General features: G+C 68.2%; 19 protein-coding genes and 1 pseudogene. 11 read left to right on the top strand and 9 right to left on the bottom strand.

Annotation, left to right across the window (positions count from 1 at the left end; translation table 11 throughout):
• Nucleotides 1-42 precede the first annotated feature (42 nt).
• Nucleotides 43-978: an SCO2400 family protein gene (locus AC07FK_RS21580; RefSeq protein ID WP_479106546.1), complete on the bottom strand. Its 936-nt coding sequence runs from the start codon at nucleotides 976-978 to the stop codon at nucleotides 43-45.
• Nucleotides 979-1476: 498 nt separating this feature from the next.
• On the opposite strand from AC07FK_RS21580, the gene AC07FK_RS21575 reads away from it, so the two are divergent.
• Both AC07FK_RS21575 and AC07FK_RS21570 read left to right on the top strand, forming a co-directional pair.
• Nucleotides 1477-2898, top strand: coding sequence for an FG-GAP-like repeat-containing protein (locus AC07FK_RS21575; protein ID WP_479106545.1), 1422 nt, complete (start codon nucleotides 1477-1479; stop codon nucleotides 2896-2898).
• A 78-nt stretch (nucleotides 2899-2976) separates the two neighbouring features.
• Nucleotides 2977-4491 carry an FG-GAP repeat protein gene (locus AC07FK_RS21570; RefSeq protein ID WP_479106544.1) on the top strand — a complete coding sequence of 505 codons (1515 nt, stop codon included), beginning with the start codon at nucleotides 2977-2979 and terminating at the stop codon, nucleotides 4489-4491.
• 277 nt (nucleotides 4492-4768) lie between these two features.
• Here AC07FK_RS21570 and AC07FK_RS21565 read toward each other — a convergent pair whose 3' ends face one another.
• From AC07FK_RS21565 to AC07FK_RS21550, 4 genes are all read right to left on the bottom strand, one after another.
• On the bottom strand, nucleotides 4769-5371 hold the full coding sequence (locus tag AC07FK_RS21565; RefSeq protein WP_479106543.1) for a hypothetical protein: 603 nt from the start codon (nucleotides 5369-5371) through the stop codon (nucleotides 4769-4771).
• Between the two features lie 406 nt (nucleotides 5372-5777).
• Complete coding sequence (locus AC07FK_RS21560; protein WP_479106542.1) at nucleotides 5778-6083, bottom strand: immunity 53 family protein; 306 nt, start codon at nucleotides 6081-6083, stop codon at nucleotides 5778-5780.
• 23 nt (nucleotides 6084-6106) lie between these two features.
• A protein-coding gene (locus tag AC07FK_RS21555) for an IS5 family transposase (RefSeq protein WP_479106541.1) occupies nucleotides 6107-6921 on the bottom strand; the annotation gives its coding sequence in 2 pieces (ribosomal slippage) (nucleotides 6107-6579 and nucleotides 6579-6921; 816 coding nt in all).
• Between the two features lie 637 nt (nucleotides 6922-7558).
• Nucleotides 7559-8032 (bottom strand): cupin domain-containing protein, encoded by a 474-nt coding sequence (locus AC07FK_RS21550; RefSeq protein WP_479106540.1) that lies wholly within the window; start codon nucleotides 8030-8032, stop codon nucleotides 7559-7561.
• 473 nt (nucleotides 8033-8505) lie between these two features.
• Between AC07FK_RS21550 and AC07FK_RS21545 the strand changes: the two genes are divergently transcribed.
• Nucleotides 8506-9642 (top strand): site-specific integrase, encoded by a 1137-nt coding sequence (locus AC07FK_RS21545; protein ID WP_479106539.1) that lies wholly within the window; start codon nucleotides 8506-8508, stop codon nucleotides 9640-9642.
• A 411-nt stretch (nucleotides 9643-10053) separates the two neighbouring features.
• On the opposite strand, the gene AC07FK_RS21540 is transcribed toward AC07FK_RS21545, so the two are convergent.
• The 3 genes from AC07FK_RS21540 to AC07FK_RS21530 all read right to left on the bottom strand — a co-directional run bounded on the left by AC07FK_RS21540 (nucleotide 10054) and on the right by AC07FK_RS21530 (nucleotide 13328).
• Nucleotides 10054-10725: an ATP-binding cassette domain-containing protein gene (locus AC07FK_RS21540; protein ID WP_479106538.1), complete on the bottom strand. Its 672-nt coding sequence runs from the start codon at nucleotides 10723-10725 to the stop codon at nucleotides 10054-10056.
• Between the two features lie 49 nt (nucleotides 10726-10774).
• The gene (locus tag AC07FK_RS21535) at nucleotides 10775-12850 is read right to left on the bottom strand and encodes a hypothetical protein (RefSeq protein ID WP_479106537.1); all 2076 of its coding nucleotides are present in this window, start codon (nucleotides 12848-12850) and stop codon (nucleotides 10775-10777) included.
• Between the two features lie 187 nt (nucleotides 12851-13037).
• Nucleotides 13038-13328, bottom strand: a complete 291-nt coding sequence (locus AC07FK_RS21530; protein ID WP_479106536.1) for a lactococcin 972 family bacteriocin — start codon at nucleotides 13326-13328, stop codon at nucleotides 13038-13040.
• Nucleotides 13329-13901: 573 nt separating this feature from the next.
• Between AC07FK_RS21530 and AC07FK_RS21525 the strand changes: the two genes are divergently transcribed.
• Nucleotides 13902-15137 carry a helix-turn-helix domain-containing protein gene (locus tag AC07FK_RS21525; protein ID WP_479106535.1) on the top strand — a complete coding sequence of 412 codons (1236 nt, stop codon included), beginning with the start codon at nucleotides 13902-13904 and terminating at the stop codon, nucleotides 15135-15137.
• A gap of 4 nt (nucleotides 15138-15141) precedes the next feature.
• On the top strand, nucleotides 15142-15705 hold the full coding sequence (locus AC07FK_RS21520) for a flavoprotein (protein WP_479106534.1): 564 nt from the start codon (nucleotides 15142-15144) through the stop codon (nucleotides 15703-15705).
• Nucleotides 15706-15921: 216 nt separating this feature from the next.
• On the opposite strand, the gene AC07FK_RS21515 is transcribed toward AC07FK_RS21520, so the two are convergent.
• Complete coding sequence (locus AC07FK_RS21515) at nucleotides 15922-16305, bottom strand: GntR family transcriptional regulator (RefSeq protein WP_479106533.1); 384 nt, start codon at nucleotides 16303-16305, stop codon at nucleotides 15922-15924.
• Nucleotides 16306-16685: 380 nt separating this feature from the next.
• Between AC07FK_RS21515 and AC07FK_RS21510 the strand changes: the two genes are divergently transcribed.
• The 6 genes and pseudogenes from AC07FK_RS21510 to AC07FK_RS21485 all read left to right on the top strand — a co-directional run.
• Complete coding sequence (locus tag AC07FK_RS21510) at nucleotides 16686-16982, top strand: hypothetical protein (protein WP_479106532.1); 297 nt, start codon at nucleotides 16686-16688, stop codon at nucleotides 16980-16982.
• 8 nt (nucleotides 16983-16990) lie between these two features.
• Entirely contained in the window at nucleotides 16991-17632 is a 642-nt protein-coding gene (locus AC07FK_RS21505) for a GGDEF domain-containing protein (protein ID WP_479106531.1), read from the top strand.
• Nucleotides 17629-18558 (top strand): DUF2637 domain-containing protein, encoded by a 930-nt coding sequence (locus AC07FK_RS21500; RefSeq protein WP_479106530.1) that lies wholly within the window; start codon nucleotides 17629-17631, stop codon nucleotides 18556-18558. Before AC07FK_RS21505 ends, AC07FK_RS21500 begins: the two co-directional genes overlap by 4 nt.
• Nucleotides 18558-18944 carry an RRQRL motif-containing zinc-binding protein gene (locus AC07FK_RS21495; RefSeq protein ID WP_479106529.1) on the top strand — a complete coding sequence of 129 codons (387 nt, stop codon included), beginning with the start codon at nucleotides 18558-18560 and terminating at the stop codon, nucleotides 18942-18944. The genes AC07FK_RS21500 and AC07FK_RS21495 overlap by 1 nt, the downstream gene beginning before the upstream one ends.
• A 24-nt stretch (nucleotides 18945-18968) precedes the next feature.
• Nucleotides 18969-19211: a hypothetical protein gene (locus AC07FK_RS21490; RefSeq protein ID WP_479106528.1), complete on the top strand. Its 243-nt coding sequence runs from the start codon at nucleotides 18969-18971 to the stop codon at nucleotides 19209-19211.
• A gap of 97 nt (nucleotides 19212-19308) precedes the next feature.
• Nucleotides 19309-19611, top strand: a pseudogene (locus tag AC07FK_RS21485) (cell division protein FtsK); the annotation flags it as partial.

Below are 19611 nucleotides of genomic sequence, written 5' to 3'. Positions count from 1 at the left end.
TCGCGGCGGCGAGGTGTCGCGGCTGGGGTGCGCGAGCAGCGGTCAGCCGAGGCACACGCCGATCAGGCACACGTGCGCCGGCGAGGCCGGCTCCTCCGGCGAGGTGCTCGGCAGGAGCCCCACCACCGTGCCCACGAGACCGGGGCGTTCGGCGGTGGCCGGCTCGCTGGTCCCGGGGGCGGGAGCGGGAGCCGGGGCCGGGGACTGGACCTGCGTCTGGTCGGGTGCGCCGCTGCCGCTGCCGCTGCCGCTGCCGCCGTTGCTGTCGCGGCCCGCGCCCGTCGCCGGAGCGGGTGCCGGCTCAGCTGCGGCGGCGGGCGCGGGGTGCGTTTCCGTGCCCGCGCCCGTGGACGTGGGCACGGTGGCCCGGTCCGTACTGGTGGTGCGCTCCTGGCTGCTGTTCTTCGGAGCGGTGCGAGAGTCGGCAGCGGTCTGCCGGTTGCCGGCCTTGTCCGCTGCGCGGGTGGCGCGGTCGCGCGAACCCCGGGTTTCCGGGTGCTCGGACGACGAGTCGCCCGCCGCTGCCTGCGGCGTGGTCGAGGCAGTCACCGGTTCGGGCGACGAGGCGGCCTGCGTGTGTCCGGCGGACGGTCGCACGACCGACAGCGCCGCCATGGTCAGCCCGCCGCCGAAGAGCGCGACGGCGGTCGCCGTCGCGGCCCGGCGCCGGTGCTTCTTCCAGCGGGCCAGCTGCCTGCGCCGGGCTGCGCGGCCCCGCCCGGTGGCGGGCTGCCCCACCGGACCGCTGGACGACTGCGGGCCGGACGCCCCGGGTGCCCATGCCCGTGTGGCCGACGTGTCCGGCGTCGCGTCCTCGGCCGGGCGGTGGCCGGCCTGGCCGGACGCGTCGGCGGGCGCCACCACGGACGCCCCGGGGAACAGGTCGTCGGGCGGGGCGATGTCGGGAGCGTACGCACCGCATCCGGGGCACACGAGGGCCCCGTTGAGGTGCCGGCGGCACGAGGAGCAGTAATCCATCTGCGATCTTTCTGCTGACTGCGCCGCCAGGGACGCCGCGACCTGTTCCAGTTCGCACGCGGGATCGAGCGGCGCTCACGCTAGCGGCACCTGCCGAAGGTCGTGCGCAGCCTTTGTGACGCTGCTGCGAAGGTTTCCCGGCGGTGGTGTCGGAGCGCTCCTGAGCCTGTACGTCCCTTTTGCGATCGGCGCCCACTACCTGACAAGGACCAATCCGCGCCCTGATGAGGACCGAACCGAGCGGCGGCCCACCTTCTACGGCCTGACCACGCCGATGGCCCACCGCGCACGACATGACCGCCCCCCGGCCCGCCACCTCACCACACACCCCCCGGGAAGTTTCCGGGCGTACGAGACAGGTGGCGCCCAACGCCGGAGGCCGCGCCCGCCGGGGCCGTTCACCTGGTCTTCCGCCGCGTACAACCCTTCGTCCACCACGCGTGTCAAAGGACACCGAAGCTGCGAACCGGCGTCGGTTCCACAGACAGGAGCACCACCTTGCGCGTACGTACCCTGGCCGTCGTCACAGCCGCCGTTCTCGCAGTCGCCGGACTGGGCGCGCCCGCCGCCGTCGCGGCCCCCTCCGGGCTGCCGGACGACTTCAACGGAGACGGCTACCGCGACCTCGCCATAGGCACGCCGAAGGCGAGCGGCGGCACGGTCACCGTCGTCTTCGGCTCGGCCTCGGGCGTCAGCCCCGCCCGCTCGGTGAGCATCACGCAGAACTCGCCGGGCATCCCCGGGACCTCGGAATCCGAGGACAAGTTCGGCGACGACGTCACCAGCGGCGACGTCAACGGCGACGGTTACGCCGACCTCATCGTCGGCGCACCCTTCGAGCGGATCACGGACAAGCCCTCCGGGTCGGTCACCATCGTCTGGGGCGGGGCCAAGCCGTTCACCTCCGGCGCTCAGACGCTGACCGCGCCCGACAACGACCCCTACTCCGGCTTCTTCGGGGAGGGCGTGTCCTTCACCGACATCGACGGCGACGGCGCCGACAACCTCGTCGTCATCGGCGGCAACTCCTTCTGGTGGTACGAGGAGGGGAACGTCACCCAGGACGGCGCGCACGCCCCGAAGGAGAAGTTCCTCCCCGACGACGTGCGCCTCCACGGAATCGTCGCCGGCGACTTCTCCGGCACCGGCAGCAGCGACTACGTCCTGCACGGCCGGCGCAGCGGCACGTCCACCACCAGCTATGTGGGCATGCTGCGCGGCGGTACCGACGACATCGGCTCCACCTACTCGGTTCTCGCCCAGGGCACCGACGCGGGCAGCGCCGCCTGGACGCCGGCGGTGTCGCAGGGCGACATCAACGGCGACGGATTCGACGACCTGGTCACCGGCAACACCGGTCACGGGCTGGGCGGTTCGTTCACCGTGCGGTACGGCAGGGCGGCGGGCCTTCCGGCCACGGGCACCACCTACACCCAGAACAGCGCCGGCGTGCCCGGCACGAGTGAGGAGTTCGACTCCTTCGGCGCCGCCGTCGCGGTGGGCGACGCCACGGGCGACGGCTACGCGGACGTCGCGGTCGGCGCCTCGTACGAGGACGTGAACGACCGCCGCAACGTCGGCAACGTGGTGTTCCTGAAGGGCAGTGCGAGCGGTCTGTCCACGAGCGGTGCCCAGTCGTGGCACCAGGCCACGAGCGGTGTGCCGGGCGCCGCCGAGGCGGGCGACCACTTCGGCTCGTCACTGCGCCTGCGTGACGTCAACGGCAATGGCAAGGCGGACCTGGCGGTCGGCGCGTTCGGCGAGGACGTCGTGCCCAACGGTTACGACGACGGGGCGGCGTGGGTGCTGCGCGGCACGGCCTCGGGCCTGACGGCGACGGACGCGACCTCTTTCAACGCGACGGACTTCGGCTACCCGGTCGTCGAGGGCCGCAAGTTCGCCGACGTCTTCGCCCGCTGACGCACCGGCTCTTCGCCCGCTGAGAACCCACCCCCGCTCAAGCCGCTTTCGTCGTACTTCTGAGGAGTCCGTCCCACCATGCGCAACAAGATTCTCGCCGCCACCGCAATCTGCGCGGCGACCCTGCTGGGCGTGACCGCGCCCGCCACCGCCTCGGCCGCCGGGAGCACCGACGCCGCCGCGAGCACCGGCACCGCCGCGTCGCGGGCCGACTTCAACGGCGACGGCTACCCCGACCTGGCGGTGGGCGTGCCCTCCGCGCAGGTCGGCGACAAGGCCAAGGCCGGATACGTACACGTCCTGTGGGGCGGAAGCGGGGGCCCGGGCAAGCACGGTTCCGTACGGATCAGCCAGGCCACGGCCGGGGTGCCGGGCACGGCCGAGGCGGGTGACCTCTTCGGCTCGGCGGTCACCGCCACGGACGCGGACGGCGACCGCTACAGCGACCTCGTCGTGGGCGCCTCCAGCGAGTCCCTCACCTCGGACGCGTACGCCGAGCACGGCACGGTCACCGTGCTGCGCGGCTCGGCGACGGGCTTCGGCGGCGGTGGTCACACGGTCGCGCAGGGCTCGAGCGGCACCTCCCGGCTGGGCGCGATACTCGCCGCCGGGGACGTGACCGGCGACGGGCGCGCGGACCTGGCCCTCAGCAGCAACGGCGAGGAGCGCGGCGGCGCGGTTCTGCGCCCGGGCCCGCTCACCGCAGCTTCCCCGGACACGGTGACGCCTGCCTTCACCGTGGCGCACTTCGGCGGCGTCAGCGCCCTCACCACCGGTGACTTCGACGGTGACGGCGACGGCGACCTGGCGGTCTCCCTGAGCGCCATGGAGAGCAAGTCCACCGAGATCCACAGCTGGCAGAACGGCGCGCCGGTGCGGGTGTGGCGTACCACGGCCTCCACGTCCTCGCTCGCCGCCGGCGACTTCGACGGGGACGGCACGGACGACCTCGCGCTCGGCGACTGCACGCCGAACAAGGAGGCCGACGCACCGGTGTGCGCGGACTACGCGACGGGCACGGCCCAGGGCGTCAAGGGCGGCGCGGTGCACATCGCGTACGGGGAGAAGTCCGCCGCCTTCGGCGCCCGCACCCACGAGATCCACCAGGACACCCAGGGCATCGCCGGCACCTCCGAGTGGGAGGACCGTTTCGGTACCTCCCTGGCCGCCGGTGACATCGACGGCGACGGCCGTACGGACCTCGCTGTGGGCGCCGAGCACGAGGCGATCGGCACGCAGACCAACGCGGGCACGGTGGTCCTCGTGCGCGGCACCGCCACCGGCCTGCTGACCGCCGCCGGTACGGCGATGAGCGTCGGCTTCACCCAGAGCACGTCCGGCGTCCCGGGCACCCCGGAGCGGAGCGACCGCTTCGGCGGCTCGGTCCGCCTCCAGGACTACGACGCCGACGGCTACGCGGACCTCGCGGCCGGCACGCCCGGCGAGGACTCGGCCAAGGGCGGCGTCTGGATCCTCAGGGGCACCGGCCAGGGCACGACGGCGACCGGCTCCAGGGCACTGACCCCGAGCACCCTGGGCCTCCCGTCGTCCACGAGCGCTCTGCAGTACGGCCGGGTCCTCGACCGCGGCTAGACATCCCCACGAAGAAAGCCCCAGGCCGCCGGCCTGGGGCTTTCTTCGTCGATCCCGAGGGCGACGCCGGAGCAGCCCCGCCCAGGTGTTGCGCCCTGTTGTGGCGAGATCGCTTAAGCCATCGGCGGATCACCTTTCAAGACCGGCAGGTAACCGAAGGCGGCCGGGCGCAGTTCCCACTTCTCACGATCAGTGGTCCACACGGACCGGAACGCCAACGGGTCCTGCTTGTCCATGGCACCCCCACTGATACGTGAAGCGGCCGCTGCCGCCGGCTTCAGTACTGGCCGTTGGCGATGAGCTCGCCGTCCTTGCCACGGACGCTCACGAGCCCGTTCTTCGAATCCTTCCAGTCGGCGAAGGCGGAGGCGATGAGCTTGGCCTTCCCCTGGTCGGGGCTCATGAAGCCTCCACTGAAGTCGGTGTGGACTTCAGCCGTGTCGAGGATGTCGTTCCGCTCGTCAGCCCCCTGCACCTTGGTGACGTGCCCGACCGCGTCCTTCTCGCCCGGAAGACCGTTCTTCGCGACGAACGCCTTGAACCGCTCGGCCTGACTGAGCTTCACAGGTGCCGGCTCGGACTTCGGCTTCGCCTCGGTCTCCTCCCCGTTCTTCTCCTCAGCCTTCTTGGCCGGCTTCTCGACAGCCTTCTTCGCGGGCGTGCGGGTCTCGGCAGCCACGGCATTGGAGGGCTTCCGGGCGCTGCTGCTGCTCCCGCCGACGACAAGGCCGATGACGACGACGAACACGACGAAGGCGCCCACAACACCGCCGAGCACGATGAGAACCATGGCGGCCGGATTCCGCGCCGCCCAACTCCGCTGAGGCGGCTGAGGCGGCTGGAACGGCTGCTGCGGCGGATACGGGTACTGCTGGCTCATGCGGAAGTCCCTCGGACGGTCAACGGACGGTTGGCGTGGGGGATCGTTGAATCTATCGGCATGTAAGGGAACCGTGGAGAGGATCTGTGTGATTCGTGACAACACCGCCCCACCCTGACCGCACACACGGCTCAGCCGAGCCCGCGGACCCCGCCCATCCGGCAGCGAAGACCACCGACTTCGCGAAGCTGACCCACGATCCGGATGGCGAGCCAGCTACAGCGACTGGGCGCCGCGACTTCCTGCCATCGCCGTGAAGCGGATAATTACGCCCAACCGACAAAGCCGCCGACGCCGCACCCGCGTACGGTGCCGCCATGAGGTGGGCGTCCGACTGCTCGCAGCGCCTATCACCGGCTGTAGGGCCGCGCGCGTGATGCAGGGGGAGCGGGTCTGCCGCAGGCCGTCAGGCAGTCTCCGCCCAGTCCCGGAACGCCGTCAGGGCCTCGGCCAGGTTGCCCGGGCCGCAAGCGGCGCGGAGACGCTGGTCCACGACTCGAATGTGCACCCAGTCGTCCCGGCCGCGCTTGATGACCTGCTCCGGATACGCCCGCTCGTCGAGCGGAGTGCCCTCAAGATCAATGGTGACCAGCCGACCCGGATTGTCGAGAGTCTCGATCTTGATGCCCCACTCGTGCTCCCAGTCACCGTCACACTGGTCGGAGTACCACCCTTGCAACCACTCGAGAACCGAAATCGCGGCATCGCTCACAGCCGACGAGCCTAGACCGTGTCCTACATGGTGAGTTTGCGGAAGCGTTTGTAACAGCAGATGGCGGCTGCCAGCCCAAGAAATGCCAAATAATTGCCCGGGTGTTGCTCGTAGCGGTGGTTGAGTCTGCGGTACCCGGTCAGCCAGGACATGGTCCGCTCGATGACCCATCGGCGGCGCCCCAACCGGTCGCTGGACTCGACTCCCTTGCGGGCGATCCGGACTCCAATGTGCTTGCCCCATAACCATCGCCGCAGGTGAGGGACGTCGTATGCCTTGTCTGCGTGCAGGCGTTGGGGCTTGGATTCGGCTGCGTGGGATTCGTGTCCCATGTGGAAGTGGGACAGCATCGGCTTCAGTGCCTGGCTGTCGTGGGTGTTGGCCGCGGAGAGTCCGACGCGTAGGGGCAGTCCGTCCGCATCGGACAGGACGTGCATCTTGGAACCGGGCTTACCCCGGTCCACGGGGCTCGGACCTGCAAGTTCGCCCCCTTTTTAGCGCGGACATGGGCAGAGTCGAGAACCGTGCGCGACAGGTCGACCAGGCCCCGCTCGTCCAGGAGCCGCAGAACCTCCTGGTGCAGCCGGCCCCAGACTCCCGCCCGCGACCAGATGACGAACCGGCGATGCACGGTCGACTTCGAGGCCCCGAAGCACGGAGGCAACGCCCGCCAGGCACAGCCGCTGACCAGAACATAGATGATCGCGGCGAAGACCGCCTCGTCATCGATGTTCGCGACTCCGCCCCCTTGCGGCCGCACCCGCGCAGCCGGCAACAACGGCTCCGCGAGCTCCCACAAACCGTCCGGAACAATCCATCCCCACCGACCACTCCCCATAGCAAACCCAACGACCAACTCACCATGTAGGACACGGTCTAAGCCCGGCACCACCCCACGCGGTCGGCGCCTGGGCAAGTGATCACGGCCCTGGCCAAGCCGTCCCGAGCGAGCAGGCTGGCTGATCTCGCACGGACCGCCCACGCGAAGACAGCACTGATCACGGGCCGTCGGTGGGGATCTGGGACGAGACGCCTGACCTGGTCCAGACAACAAAGAAGCCCCGGGCCGGTGGCCTGGGGCTCTTGCGTGGAGCGGGTGACGAGAATCGAACTCGCGCTCTGAGCTTGGGAATCACCGCGTCTCTGAAGGCCGTTGGTGGCCTGACCAGCCGCAACGGGTGCCAGGGGGAACTCGAAGGCTCGCCCTGGCACCCGCTGTTGTCCGTGGCTTACCGACCTGTCGGGCACGGATCGGGCACGCCTTTGGGGAGGTGTGCCCCGCCGGTGGCACCAGTTTGGAAGATCGCGTAACCGGGTGGGGCCTGACCTGGCAAGACGCTGACCTACGCGTTTCTGGGAGGCTCGCTGACGTTCCCCGTTGTTCCCCGCCACTCGCTGCCGCATCGGGCACGCAGGGGCACACGTGCCTTCTCCGGCGTTCCGCTGGTAGCTGCGCCTCCGCCGCCTGGGACAGGCTAGGCGTTAGGCATCGGCTGCATCTGAACTCCGTGCCGCTTGGCGATCTCGATGATGCGATCAACGTCAGGCGGCGTGTCCGACTGGGGCGGCAGCTCCCGTCGCTGGGCGGGTTCCCCCACCTCGGCGAAGAATTTATCGATACCGCCCGGCGTGTAGGTGATCAGCATCCGCACCGTGCTGGTGGGCTCGAACCGCTCCAATGTGCCCTCAGGGATATGGAAGAAGGACCCGGGTCCGCCTTCGACCGTCTCGCCTCCGATGTGATAGCGCAGCGTCCCCTCGATGACGTAGACGCTCTCGGTCCCAGGATGAGTGTGGGGCGGTGGGCCACCACCCACCGGAACGGTCATCTCCATGACGGTCATCGCGCCATTGGTCTCGTCGCTCGACGCCTTGACCTCGTAGAGACCGTTCAGCATCCAGATTGCCTCCCCGTCACCGCTGTGGCGCACGTGGGCGTTATTCGCCATGGGGTCGCTCCTTTCCTCGGTGGACCTCCCGAGGTGTTCCCAGCGGCTCGCCGACCGAAGGCCGCCATCCGGGTGCTTGCGCGCGTGTGTCGCACGTCCGGCTTGACCAGCCCCGACCCTGGATTCCATCGACCGCGTAGCCGGGCGTCCCTGAAACCGCAGCTGCCCACGAGGTCGGCGTAGCGGCTTTGGGCTGGAGCTGCTTTGGGGCGAGTGATCATGGCCCCTTACGCTGGCCGCGATTCGGGCAGCACCTAGCCTGCCCGCAATAGCCCGAATCGGGGCCATGATCTTAGAGGCTCGCCCCAAAGTGGCTGCCTAAAGCCGTGGAGCCGACCGCCCCAGCCACAGCGGGTCTCCTACCCCACCCCCCGAGCACGCAGTGCGCCGCTTGGCGCGGCCCGCCGCTGGCGAAGACAGGGCGGCGGGCCGCGCCGAAGAGCGGCGCACCCCGCGCCGTGCGCGGGGTCTTGATGGCAGGAAAGAAAAGGCGCTTCGGGCGCGTTCGCAAGCTTCACTCTGGCCGGTACCAAGCTCGGTATCTCGGCCCGGACGGCATCGACCGGCCCGCCCCGCACACCTTCGAGACCGCCCGAGACGCTGACGACTGGCTGGCAGAGCAGCAGACCGCCCTTCGGCGCGGAGACTGGACCGACCCGGACGCGGGCGCGATCAACTTCGAGAAGTACGCCACGCAGTGGGTCGACGAGCGCGACCTGGCCGCGACCACGGATGAGCTGTATCGGCGCTTGCTGCGGCTGCACGTCCTGCCCACCTTCGGGGGCCTGGATCTCGACGAGATCAGCCCGCCTGCCGTCCGGTCCTGGCGGGCCGAGCGGCGCAAGGCAACCGGCGCGACCACCGTCGCCAAGTCCTACCGGCTCCTGAAGGCCATCCTGCAGACCGCGGTCGATGACGAAGCTATCCGCCGCAACCCCTGCCGCATCCAGGGCGCGGGTAAGGAATCGGCCCCCGAAAGGCCCGTCGCCACCGTCGCCCAGGTCGACGCGCTCGCTGACGCCGTAGGGCCACGCTGGCGGCTGATGGTCTACCTCGCCGCCTACGGCCCGGCTCGCCCCGAGGAACAGGCGACCATGCGACGACCCGACGTCGACCTGGACACCCCCGGTGTGTGGGTTCGCAAGGCTGAGCCGGAGCTGACGACCGGCCGCCGCGTGGAGGGCGACACCAAGTCGGAAGCGGGTCGGCGCTTCATGGTCCTGCCCGCCTTCATGGCGAGAGACCTCCGCCGGCACCTGGACTGGTACGCCGAGAAGGCACCCGACGGTCTGCTGTTCGTGGGGGAGAAGGGCAAGCCGTTCCGGCGTTCCACCTTCGGGCGGAAGTGGCGCAAGGCCAGGGCTGCCGCCGGTCTGCCCGAGGAGTTCCGCTTCTACGATCTTCGTCACACCGGGCACACCCTCGCGACGCGCTCGGGTGCCAAGCTCAAGGACACGATGGTCCGGGCGGGCCAGTCCACGGAAAAGGCGGCGCTGATCTATCAGCACTCCGACCACGGGCGGCAACGGGAGGTCGCGGCCGGGCTCGATCGGCTCGTTCAAACCGAGCGGGACAAGGCATCGGGCACGCAACGGGCACGACAGCCCTGACCTGGTCCAGACAACAAAGAAGCCCCGGGCTCTTGGCCTGGGGCTTTCTCGTGGAGCGGGTGACGAGAATCGAACTCGCGCTCTGAGCTTGGGAATCCTGAGAAGGATGTTGCGGCATTGTGCCCTGACCTGCACTGACGATGACCAGTGGGCGTCAGGAACGCTGCGAGTTCTCACCGCTGTTGACCGCAGGTATCCGTCTTAGGTGGTGCTGAGGTGGTGCGGAGTGGTGCGGTACCTGCAATGAGGAAGGCGCCGGAGGCGCCTGCGACTACCGGGGTCGGCAAGCCGACCGGCTGTAACACTGCCTTTGAGTGTTACAGCCGCTTGTACCGGTCAGGCCGACCGTGTCAGCGGCCGTAGCTCAGGACCGGCCCTCACCAGCCCGAACCCTTTTTCAGGGGCAAGTAGCTAGGTCGACTGTGATGGGGAGCCCATCACCAGGGAAGGCGCATCTACGGCGAAGACGGCGTCGCATCGGTCGCGGACGTAGTCGTTGTGGGTAGCTACGACCACGGCACATCCGGCGTCGCTCATCTCGCGCAGGATGTCGACGACCATGATGGTGTTGGTGTGGTCGAGGGCGCCGGTCGGTTCGTCGGCGAGTATGAGTGCCGGCTGCTTGACCATGAGCCGGGCAAGGGCCACACGTTGCTGTTCGCCGCCGCTGAGAAGGTGGATCTTCTCCTTCTCTCGCCCCGTGAGGCCGACGCGGTCGAGTGCCTCGGCGATGGTCGCACGGGGATTGTTCTTCGACGACCGCCGGGGTTTGACGACGGCCTCCAGGTTGGAGGTGACGGTGGCGTTGTCAATCAGGGCGTAGTTCTGGAAGAGGTAGCCGAGAACCTCACGGCGGAACCCGCGGGCCTGGCGCCGGCCGAATTGGGTGATGTCCTTCCCTTCGTAACGGATCGCGCCCTTGCTTGGGGTTTCGAGGAGACCGAGGCAGTTGAGGAGGGTGGACTTACCTGATCCACTGGGGCCGACGAGGGCGAGCATCTCGCCGCCGCTGACCGTGAGGGTGACGTCAGACCACAGGGTCCGTTGGCCAAACGATTTCGACAGCTTCTCAATATCGATCATGGTGCTGCTCCCTGCTGAATGGAAGGGTGCGCGAGCGCGTGGGCGGGCCTCATCCTTCGGTCGCCCCTTCCTTGACGATGCGGTGGTGAAATGCTGCCAGCGCGATCAGCACGGCACCGATTTCGATGGCGACAAGCCCGGCGGTGAGGCCAAGATCCAGCGTGGTGATCTGTACGGGCGGGCTGGGCGCGGGGATGCCGAGGGCCTTGAGCTCTTCCAGCTCCTGGTTCTGCTGCCACGCTTGGAAGGGGGTCCAGGCAGCCAGGAGAAGGGCAAGAAGCCCCTCGATGGCCAGAACAGAACGGTGATTAGCCGCGAATCTCCAGCCGCTGATGTGTTTGACGAAGATCGCCTGGGCGTTCTTGCGCACATAAACGATGCAGACGCCGACGCCGGTGATGATGAGCACGGTCAGGGCCACCGCGAGGTTGAAGAGCTGCAGCCGGAAATCGTTGACTGCGTCACGCGTCTGCAGGGCGGCGTTCTGGCCAACGGGGCGGATGGCAACCACGTAGGTCTGCAGCTTGTTCTTCTCGATGCCTGCCTGGATGTCGTCGGGGTCGGGGAAGACGACCCCTCCCTGAGTGGCGAACGCGGTGTAGGCGTTGTCGGTGAGGAATGTTGATCCGTTGGGGACCACGACGAGAACCGGATCGTCTACCAGGGACCGGTCCTCTTTGGTGTTGCGGGCGGCGGTGTGGACTTGGTCACCGGGGTTGTAACCGAAGATGCGCTGGCCACTTCGCGCTGGGAGCGTTTTCACCTGGTCCGGCCGGATGAGCTCCGGATCGGCCGGGCTCAGGATCCCTGGGATCCGCGCGGCGATGGTCGACGCATGCCGACTGAGGGACTCGGGCACGATGACGCGCACTGGTTGGGTATCCGCAGATTTGCTCTCCCGCGCTGCGGGGGTGTAGCGGCGTCCCTTGGGATCAAAGAAGGTCTGTTCGGTGAGGAAGGTCTCGTTGACGATGAGCATCTCACCCTGGGGCAGGTTCGAGTCTCGGGTGACGTTCTGGAGTTCCCGGCGACCGGCAATGATTGTCTCGCCCGCCCCGTCGGCTTGACGCAGCCATCGCCCCACACGCTTTTCCATCTGCTCTATGTCGTCGGGGCCCAGGCTGCCATTGAGACGTATGGCGGCAGTGTCGCCCACCTTGGCGTAGAGCTCGCGGCTGTCCTGGCGGGAGAGCACGTCCTGGCTGGCCAGGGCGGCAGCGGTGGCGATACTCAGGGCAAGCAGCAGGGCAGGTACACGCACCAGGTAGGCGGAAACAGATGCTGCTCGGGCGGGCAGTTCGCCCTTGAGGGCACGAAGGACGTCGGTCTTGAAGGTCAGGGCGAGCATGGCCGCGTGGGTAGCCACGATCAGGAGTACGAGGAGGCCGGCGATGCCCGCAGTCACCGACGCGAAAAGGCCCAGCCAGGCCAGACCGTTGTAAAGGCTGAGGAGGACCAGGACCGTACCGGCTATCGCACCGGCTGCGATCGCCCCGAACGCTGCCAGCTGACGCAGATCACGGAGAAGAATGTCGGCGAAGGACCGTCCCTGCAGGCGCAGTACCCCGTATGTCTTCGCGTTGAGCAGCACGCTCGCGCCGGTCATGGTCAGGGCGGCGAGAGCGACCACGCCGAAAGACCAGATGAGGGCGCCGTCCGAGTAGTAAGGCGCCAGTTCGCTGTAGGAGAGCGGGTGGTGGACACTCGCCCGCAGGCCGAGACCGGCGAACTCGGCCACTAGTGAGTCGGCGGCCTCCGGTGGCCCGAACACGTAGTAGAAGCCTCGCGGGTCCCGCTGGCCGATCTCACCGAGCGGATGTACCTCGGTTTGGTAGTCACGACCGAACGCCGGATAGCCCTCGTTCAGCCATGACGCCGGATCAGTGCCCGGGGCGCCTGAGGTGAGATACAGATGTCGACGACCGTCGGGTTCCCTTAGATCGGGCACTTCACGGGCCACCGTGACCTTGTGGTCGGCGGCGAACGACGAGACATCTCGCGCGACCAGGGAACCACTTGTCGAATCGTCGGAGTCGAGCACCCAGATCACAGCCGAGTGGCCCAGGACCCAGTCCTCGTCCAGTCCGCGCACGAAGAGAAACGCCACCACTGCGGAGAACGCCAACACGGCGGCGTAGACGAACTTGATACCTCGGTGCAGCAATCGATTACCTAGGTCTGAGCACTCGGGGAGTGCATCTAGTGAGGCTGTGAGATCTGTCGGTGTGCCCGGTTGCGGGGGAATCTGGTTGCCTTTGATCCCCCCGCAGTCAGGCGCGGCTACGGGAGGCCCGGAGCTGCGAATATGCTCACTAGCAGTTGGAGCGGTAGTACGACTCGTTGCCCCAGGCTGCCTCTGCCGCCGACGCGTAGGACGTGTAGCCCCCCTGAGTGTCGCCACTCGAGGAGAAGTACTTGCCCTTTACGGACGAACCGTGGCAATACTGGTAGTGGTAGTAGTTCGAGTACACCTTGTCGTTGCTGATGCCGTAGGCCCACGTGCCGCCGCTGACGTTGACCGTCGTGGCCAGCGCCGGAGTGGCGGCGGCGAGGACGAAGACACCGGCCGCGATAGTGGCCTTAATCTTGCTGTTGACCTGCATCGTTAACTCCCTCTCGGTTTCAAGATCGAGAGCTAAGCATGCGGTGAGTCATGGTCATGATCAATAAGTACTTGTGTGACTTCGGTCACTCCGTGGCGGGTCGTGGACAATGCGCCATGACGGCACGTCGAATCCATCAGCAGGCGTGGTTTCGGTCGTACGGGGCTGCTCGTGAGCAGGGCGTCGTGTTGTCCCCGAGTGCTTGTGGCCTGCCGCAGTCGACATGCAGCTCGATGCGACCGCCTTTGATCTTGCTGACGCTAACGGTTGCGCCGCCGGTCTCGAAGTCACCTGCAATGCGGATCAAGGCTTACCCCCTTCTCGCCGGCGACCGGACAGCCCGGACAGCCGCCCTCAACCCTGTCCGGCCCGTTTGCCCAGTTCAAGGGGGTTAACCGGACAGTCGGACAGGTGGGACATCTGCCGACAGAAGCAGCGCACAGACCGGGACACTCCGTCCGGGTCTCGTCCTATCGAGCCCTTCACTGAGCGGTGACGACACGAGGTCATCTACTCGCCCCATCGCCGTCTGGGTAACGTGAAGGCGGCTTCAACTCGCAGGAGGCAGTACGCATGCGTGGCCTTGGAGATCACCTCAGCATCGGGGAACGAATCGCCTTCTACCGCAAGCGCCGGGGCTACACCCAAGAGGTGCTGGCCGGGCTCGTGGGCCGTAGCACCGACTGGCTTGCCAAGGCCGAGACCGGCCGGCGGCAGCCGCCCCGGATCGACATGCTTGCCGAGCTGGCCCGAGTGCTACGAGTCTCACTCGGGGACCTGATCGGGCAGCCCGACCTCATGGAAGACGAGAGGCAGCAGGACGACGTACCCGCCGTGCGCGACGCGCTCATGAGCCCGCGGCGGCTCTCCCGGCTGCTCTTCGGGCCGCAAGCTGAGACGCAGCTCCCCATGCCAGGGCCGGTGCGGCCGATGGTCGAGCGGAGCTGGGACGATTACCAGGCCGGACGGCTCGGAAACGTCGTGGCCGCTCTTCCTGGGTTACTCCAGACCGCACAGGAGCTGGAGGATCGGGCGGCGCGGTCGGCGGAGGAACGCCGGGACTGCTGGGCGGTATCCGCCCGCGCTCACCACCTCGCCGCGACGACCCTGGCTAAGGTGGGGGAGTCGGACATCTCGTGGCTGGCCGCCGAGCGGGCGATGCGAGCGGCCGATGAGTCCGGCGATCCCCTCGTACTCGCTTCGGCGGCTCGATCCGGCACGCACGCGCTGCTGGCCAACGGTCGGTACGACGACGCGATGGAGCTGGGGGAGACCACCGCGACGTGGCTGAAGACTCGCATTGCCGAGGACGACCCCGAGGCGTTGAGTCTGCTCGGCATGGTCTATCTGCGTGCAGCGATCGCGGCGGCACGCCACCAAGACCGTGGGACCGCGACGAACCTTCTGGGGCGCGCGGAGACGCTGGCCAACCGGCTCTGCTCGGACGGAAACCACTGGCAGACCAGCTTCGGGCCGACGAACGTAGTGCTGCACAAGCTTTCGGCGGAACTCGATCTGGACAACGTGTCGTACGTCGTCGAGAACGGCAAGGTCGACGTGGACCACATGCCTGCCGAGCGCGGCGTTTCGCACCGCATCGACTACGCCCGCGCGCTCACCCTCGCGGGCCGGGGAGACGACGCCTTCACCGAGCTTCGTACGGCTGAGAGCAAGTCACCGCAGTTGGTACGGAACAATCCCCGAGTACGGGAGACGTTGCGGGATCTCATCAAGCAGTCGCCCGTGTCGGGCGGCGCTCGCTCGTCCGAGGTGTTCGTGATGGCGCAGCGATGCAAGGCGGTGCAGTGAGTCTGTGAGTACGAAGACGCGCGGAGTGCTTGGAGTCGTTGGTACGGGGGCCGGCGGAGTGGAAAGCCTGCGGACCGAGCTTGTCGAACCCGCCCTCGAACTCGGCTGGCGGGTCGCTGTGACGTTGACGCCGACCGCGGGCGTGTGGCTTCGGGCCATCGGAGAGTTCGAGAGACTGGAGAAGCTGACGCGTCTGCCCGTAAGGGACACACCGCGGCTGCCGGGGGAAGGGCGGCCGCATCCCCCGGTGGACTGTTTCGTGGTGGCCCCGGCAAGTGCGAACACGGTCGCCAAGCTGGCTACGGGAATCGCTGATAATCAGGCCCTCACGCAGGTGGGCGAGGCGATCGGCACCCTTGGCTTGCCGGTCGTCGTCTTCCCGCGTATCAATGCCGCGCACGCACACCACCCCGCTTGGCGGCGGCACATCGAAACCCTCCGTGAGGCGGATGTACGGCTCGTATACGGGCAAGAGGTCTGGCCGCTGTACGAGCCGCGCGAGGGTGCCGCCGGACGTGGGCTGCCGTGGGGTGCAGTGCTCGACGCTGTCGAGGATGTCACTCGGTGATGGTTCGTCAACCCGCCTGACCTGCATGGAAAGAGGACCCGGACACAGTGTCCGGGTCCTCTGCGTTTCCCGGTTCCATGCTCATTGGCATGCCACGGATCAATGATCGATGGACCGAACACGGCGGTCTCACCCTCGCTGAACTCGCGCTGATCAGGGCGAGTCTGAACGCGGCGCGCACCACAGCCGAAGCGTTGCTGCGCCGCGCGGACGCGCTCACGACTGAGGCGGAGTCCCGTTCTCGACAAGCCGCTCCAGGCGTTCGAGTCGGTCGCCAAGCTGGCGGAGCGTCTCGTGAATCACGCTGAGTTCGGAAGACAGGGCCGTGAAGGTCGGGCTGCTGCCAGCCTCTGTGCCGAGCGGCACGGCAGGGTCGCGCACGAAAGACCCGCGCCCCTGCTGGGTAATGATCAACCCTTCATCCCTGAGCTGTCGGTAGGCGCTCTGCACCGTCATGAGCTGGACGCCGAACTCCTTGGCCAGCGCGCGGGCGGCGGGGAGTTGAGCGTTGGGCCCGTAGGTGCTGTTTGCGATCTGCTCGCGGAGCTTCGCGGCGATCTCCTTGGCTGTCGGCTTGGGCGCGTCGGGGCTCGAATCCATACCTCCGAGCGTAGCTGTCCTAGGTCAATTTCGACTTTTCCGCACTGCCTCTCTTGACAGCCAGATTGACCTGGGTCAATCTGAAGTCATCGCCCGGAGGGCTCCGAAAGGGGCTCTAAGGAAGCGCAGACGTTCCTTGAGAACTCCATCGCGCGGCGCCTGGCAAGCAGACCGTGCACGTATCAGTGGTTTTGGTCCCGTCGCAGCCCGCAAGGGCGGCGGCGGTGGCCATGGCCATTCGTCAGAGATGAACGGCCGCCGCAGCTCGAACTTCGTGGGCGCGGCTTGCTCAGCACGTGCCTGCCCGGCGCCGGGACTCCCCAGCAAAGGTCGCCTGCCGCCGGGCCTCTCCCTGTCCCACCTGAGATCAGGAGACATCCATGCGTTCGTACATTGGCGGCCAACAGGCCGTTACTGCCGACGACTTCATTGAACTCGCCCTCGGCACACCGGTGGATCTGTGGCTCGGCATCGAGGGCGAGAGCGAGATGGAGCGTGCGGCCCGTCAGGCCGCGGCCCGCGACATCCTCGCTGACAACCCCGGCCTTCCCGACCGGGTCAGTCGGGTCGTCGCAGAGGCGATCGAGGCGTTCGCCCCGGAACTGTTCAACACCGTGCCGCTCGCGGGTTCCAAGGCCCGTCGTCGACAGCCGCGCCGGGACGAGGTGGCGGCATGAGCCAGGCCATGACAACTCTTGCCGCGGCCCTTCCGCTCGCGGCCGGATGGTCCCTGCACAGCCTGCGGCTGCGGCGCCGGATCGAGGCTGCCCGCCGCGACCCGCTGACGGGTCTGTGGACCCGCGACGCATTCACCGAGCAGGCCCAGCGTCGGTTGTACTTCCGGCCGCGTGCGGTCTGCCTCATCGACCTCAACAAGTTCAAGGAGATCAACGACACCTACGGCCATGCGGCTGGGGACGCGGTGATCCGCGCTGCCGGTCAGCGGCTGCTGCGGTGGGCCGTTGACCACTCCGCTGTGGTCGGGCGTCTGGGGGGCGACGAATTCGCCGCTGTGACTCCCGCCTACACCGCAGAGCATTTGGCCGACACGCTGAACCGCCTGACGGACGTGCTGGAACAGTCCGTCTATGCCGACGGCCACACCCTGACCGTCAGCGCCTCAATCGGCGCGGCCACCTTCGACCCGCACACGGACGCGGCGGATCACTCCCAGCTGCTGCGGCTTGCTGATGAGCAGATGTACCGGGCGAAGCGCACCGATCTCCCCTGGCTGACCGCACTGGGCCCGGACAGGGAGTGCGCGACGGTCAACGGCCGCCGCGCCGGCCGTTCGGGTACGCACCGCGGAACGGGGGCGACAGCATGAACCGCACGGCCAAAACCCTCCTGGTCGCCGCCCTGGTCGGCGTTGTCGGGATGGCCTTCCGGGTCTCCTGGAACGCACAGCGGGACGTGGCCCGCATGGTCGGCGCCGATGGCACGGCCGCGCTGCTCTACCCGTTCGTGGTCGATGGGCTCATGGCCCTCGCGCTGGTCGCCACTCTGACGCTCACGGGCAAGGACAAGGATTTTGCGCTGCGGGTGCTGGCCGGTTACACGGTTGCCTCCCTGGTTCTCAACTACGTGCACGGGCTCGTTCCCGCCCTGCACGGCGGCCAGGGCCGTGCGCGACTGGCCGACTGGGCACCCGCCCACTGGGGACTGGTACTGCTGGCGACCTCGCTGCCGGTCGGGTCCATCTTCTTCGGCTCGGACCTGGTCGCGAAGGTGCTGCACCACCGATCAGCCCCAGTCGCAGATCAGGATGAAACATCGGAGTCCACCGCAAATCGGTTGGGGTCTGACCTGCACGAGTCGACCCCCGAACCGGCCCCTTCGGTGGCCGAACTCCCGGCTGCGGAGTCGGCCGACTCAGAGTCGGTTGTCGAGCCGACTGACGCTGAGTCGGCTGACCCCGGGCGGGCAGCCCGTGAACGCGTCCTGGAGGGTCTCGGGTTGCCGGTGGAGCCGACTGAGTCGGCTCCTGTGAAGGCGGTCGCCGCTGTGGAGTCAGGTCCGCGTCGGGCGACCGGTCGGGTACCCGAGTCGGCCCGCACGCCCCGACCGACTCGGACGCCGGACGAACTGCTCAGCGAGGCGCGGTCGGTCACGGCCGACTGGTCGGATGCCGAGCTGACGGCTGAGGCGATCCGCAAGGCGGTCCGTACGTCGTCCGCGAACGGCCGCACCCTCCGCGACGCGCTCAAGGCCGAGCGCGCCGAAGGCGACGCGCGGAATGAGGCGGCTGCCTGATGTCTCCGACATTCGGCAAGTGCTACGACCCGAACGGCGCCCAGTACGGGATACCAACCTTCCCCTGGCGCTTCGCCCCGGACGGCTACGCCACCCGCCGCCAGCTCCGAGCCCGCGGCTTACGCCCCGGCGGGCAGGCAGTCGCCGCGCAGGTGATGCGACGCTCCCGCCGCCGTAAGGCCGGCGTCCTGGTCGCCTACCTCTACCGCATCGACCAGGCCAAGCCCGTTCGGCCGATGACCCCGGCGAAGTGGGCCGCCCACGCGAAAGCGATGGCAGCCCGCCGCACCTGTCCCCAGTGCCGTACGGACGCCGGTTACTGCATCCCGACTTCCCTCGGCATGTGCGTGACCTGCGCCTACCCCGAAGAACAGCGCGCCGCCTGACCATCCACGTCCAGGAGATTCACCGTGTCCACGCAGACCGAGCAGACCACCAGCACCGCTCCCGCGCCGCAGGGCTCACACCACTGGGTCATGACCCTGGAACTCCCCGGCCGAATGGCCATGACCGCATCCGGGACCCTCACCCCGCCTACGGGATGGACCCGCCACGACATGTTCAAGGCCATCCAGGCCGACATCGCCCGGGAGAACCCCGAGCTGGCGACCGCCAACGTCATGTTCTTCGCCCTGGAGCCCAACCGGCTCTGATCCGCACGGCTTCGCTCAGCGGGGCCCGGACGGTCGGCCGACGAAAGCGCCGTCCGGGCCCCTTCCAGCCCCACTCGACAGAGGGAGCAGACCCACCGTGTCTGATATCCACGTCACTGACCAGTCAGAGGAGCTTGAGCGTCCTGACGCCGAGGTCTTCGACATCACCACCAAACGCCCCGCCGAGCTCGCCCCGGCATCGGCTGAAGAGGCTGTTGCCGTCCCGCCGGCCAAAGTCGACGACGACGAGGATGAGGGCGAGGAGACACCCCGGCTTCGGCCGGTTGATTCGCCTGACCTGCCGTCGCCGGGCATCACGACCTACAAGCGCAAGCCGATCCTGCCGAGCTGGCTGCTGTCGAAGCCCGGGTTCGTCTCCACCACCCAGCGGGCGGCCAGC

Source organism: Streptomyces sp. NPDC046122, from assembly GCF_056429965.1.
This window is presented reverse-complemented; position numbering and strand designations above follow the sequence as displayed.

Bases quoted from the DNA above. Each gene is read 5' to 3' on its own strand.
- AC07FK_RS21580 (WP_479106546.1), bottom strand. From the start codon at position 978: ATGGATTACTGCTCCTCGTGCCGCCGGCACCTCAACGGGGCCCTCGTG.
- AC07FK_RS21570 (WP_479106544.1), top strand. From the start codon at position 2,977: ATGCGCAACAAGATTCTCGCCGCCACCGCAATCTGCGCGGCGACCCTG.
- AC07FK_RS21565 (WP_479106543.1), bottom strand. From the start codon at position 5,371: ATGAGCCAGCAGTACCCGTATCCGCCGCAGCAGCCGTTCCAGCCGCCT.
- AC07FK_RS21550 (WP_479106540.1), bottom strand. From the start codon at position 8,032: ATGGCGAATAACGCCCACGTGCGCCACAGCGGTGACGGGGAGGCAATC.
- AC07FK_RS21545 (WP_479106539.1), top strand. From the start codon at position 8,506: ATGGCAGGAAAGAAAAGGCGCTTCGGGCGCGTTCGCAAGCTTCACTCT.
- AC07FK_RS21540 (WP_479106538.1), bottom strand. From the start codon at position 10,725: ATGATCGATATTGAGAAGCTGTCGAAATCGTTTGGCCAACGGACCCTG.
- AC07FK_RS21530 (WP_479106536.1), bottom strand. From the start codon at position 13,328: ATGCAGGTCAACAGCAAGATTAAGGCCACTATCGCGGCCGGTGTCTTC.
- AC07FK_RS21525 (WP_479106535.1), top strand. From the start codon at position 13,902: ATGCGTGGCCTTGGAGATCACCTCAGCATCGGGGAACGAATCGCCTTC.
- AC07FK_RS21515 (WP_479106533.1), bottom strand. From the start codon at position 16,305: ATGGATTCGAGCCCCGACGCGCCCAAGCCGACAGCCAAGGAGATCGCC.
- AC07FK_RS21510 (WP_479106532.1), top strand. From the start codon at position 16,686: ATGCGTTCGTACATTGGCGGCCAACAGGCCGTTACTGCCGACGACTTC.
- AC07FK_RS21505 (WP_479106531.1), top strand. From the start codon at position 16,991: ATGACAACTCTTGCCGCGGCCCTTCCGCTCGCGGCCGGATGGTCCCTG.
- AC07FK_RS21500 (WP_479106530.1), top strand. From the start codon at position 17,629: ATGAACCGCACGGCCAAAACCCTCCTGGTCGCCGCCCTGGTCGGCGTT.
- AC07FK_RS21495 (WP_479106529.1), top strand. From the start codon at position 18,558: ATGTCTCCGACATTCGGCAAGTGCTACGACCCGAACGGCGCCCAGTAC.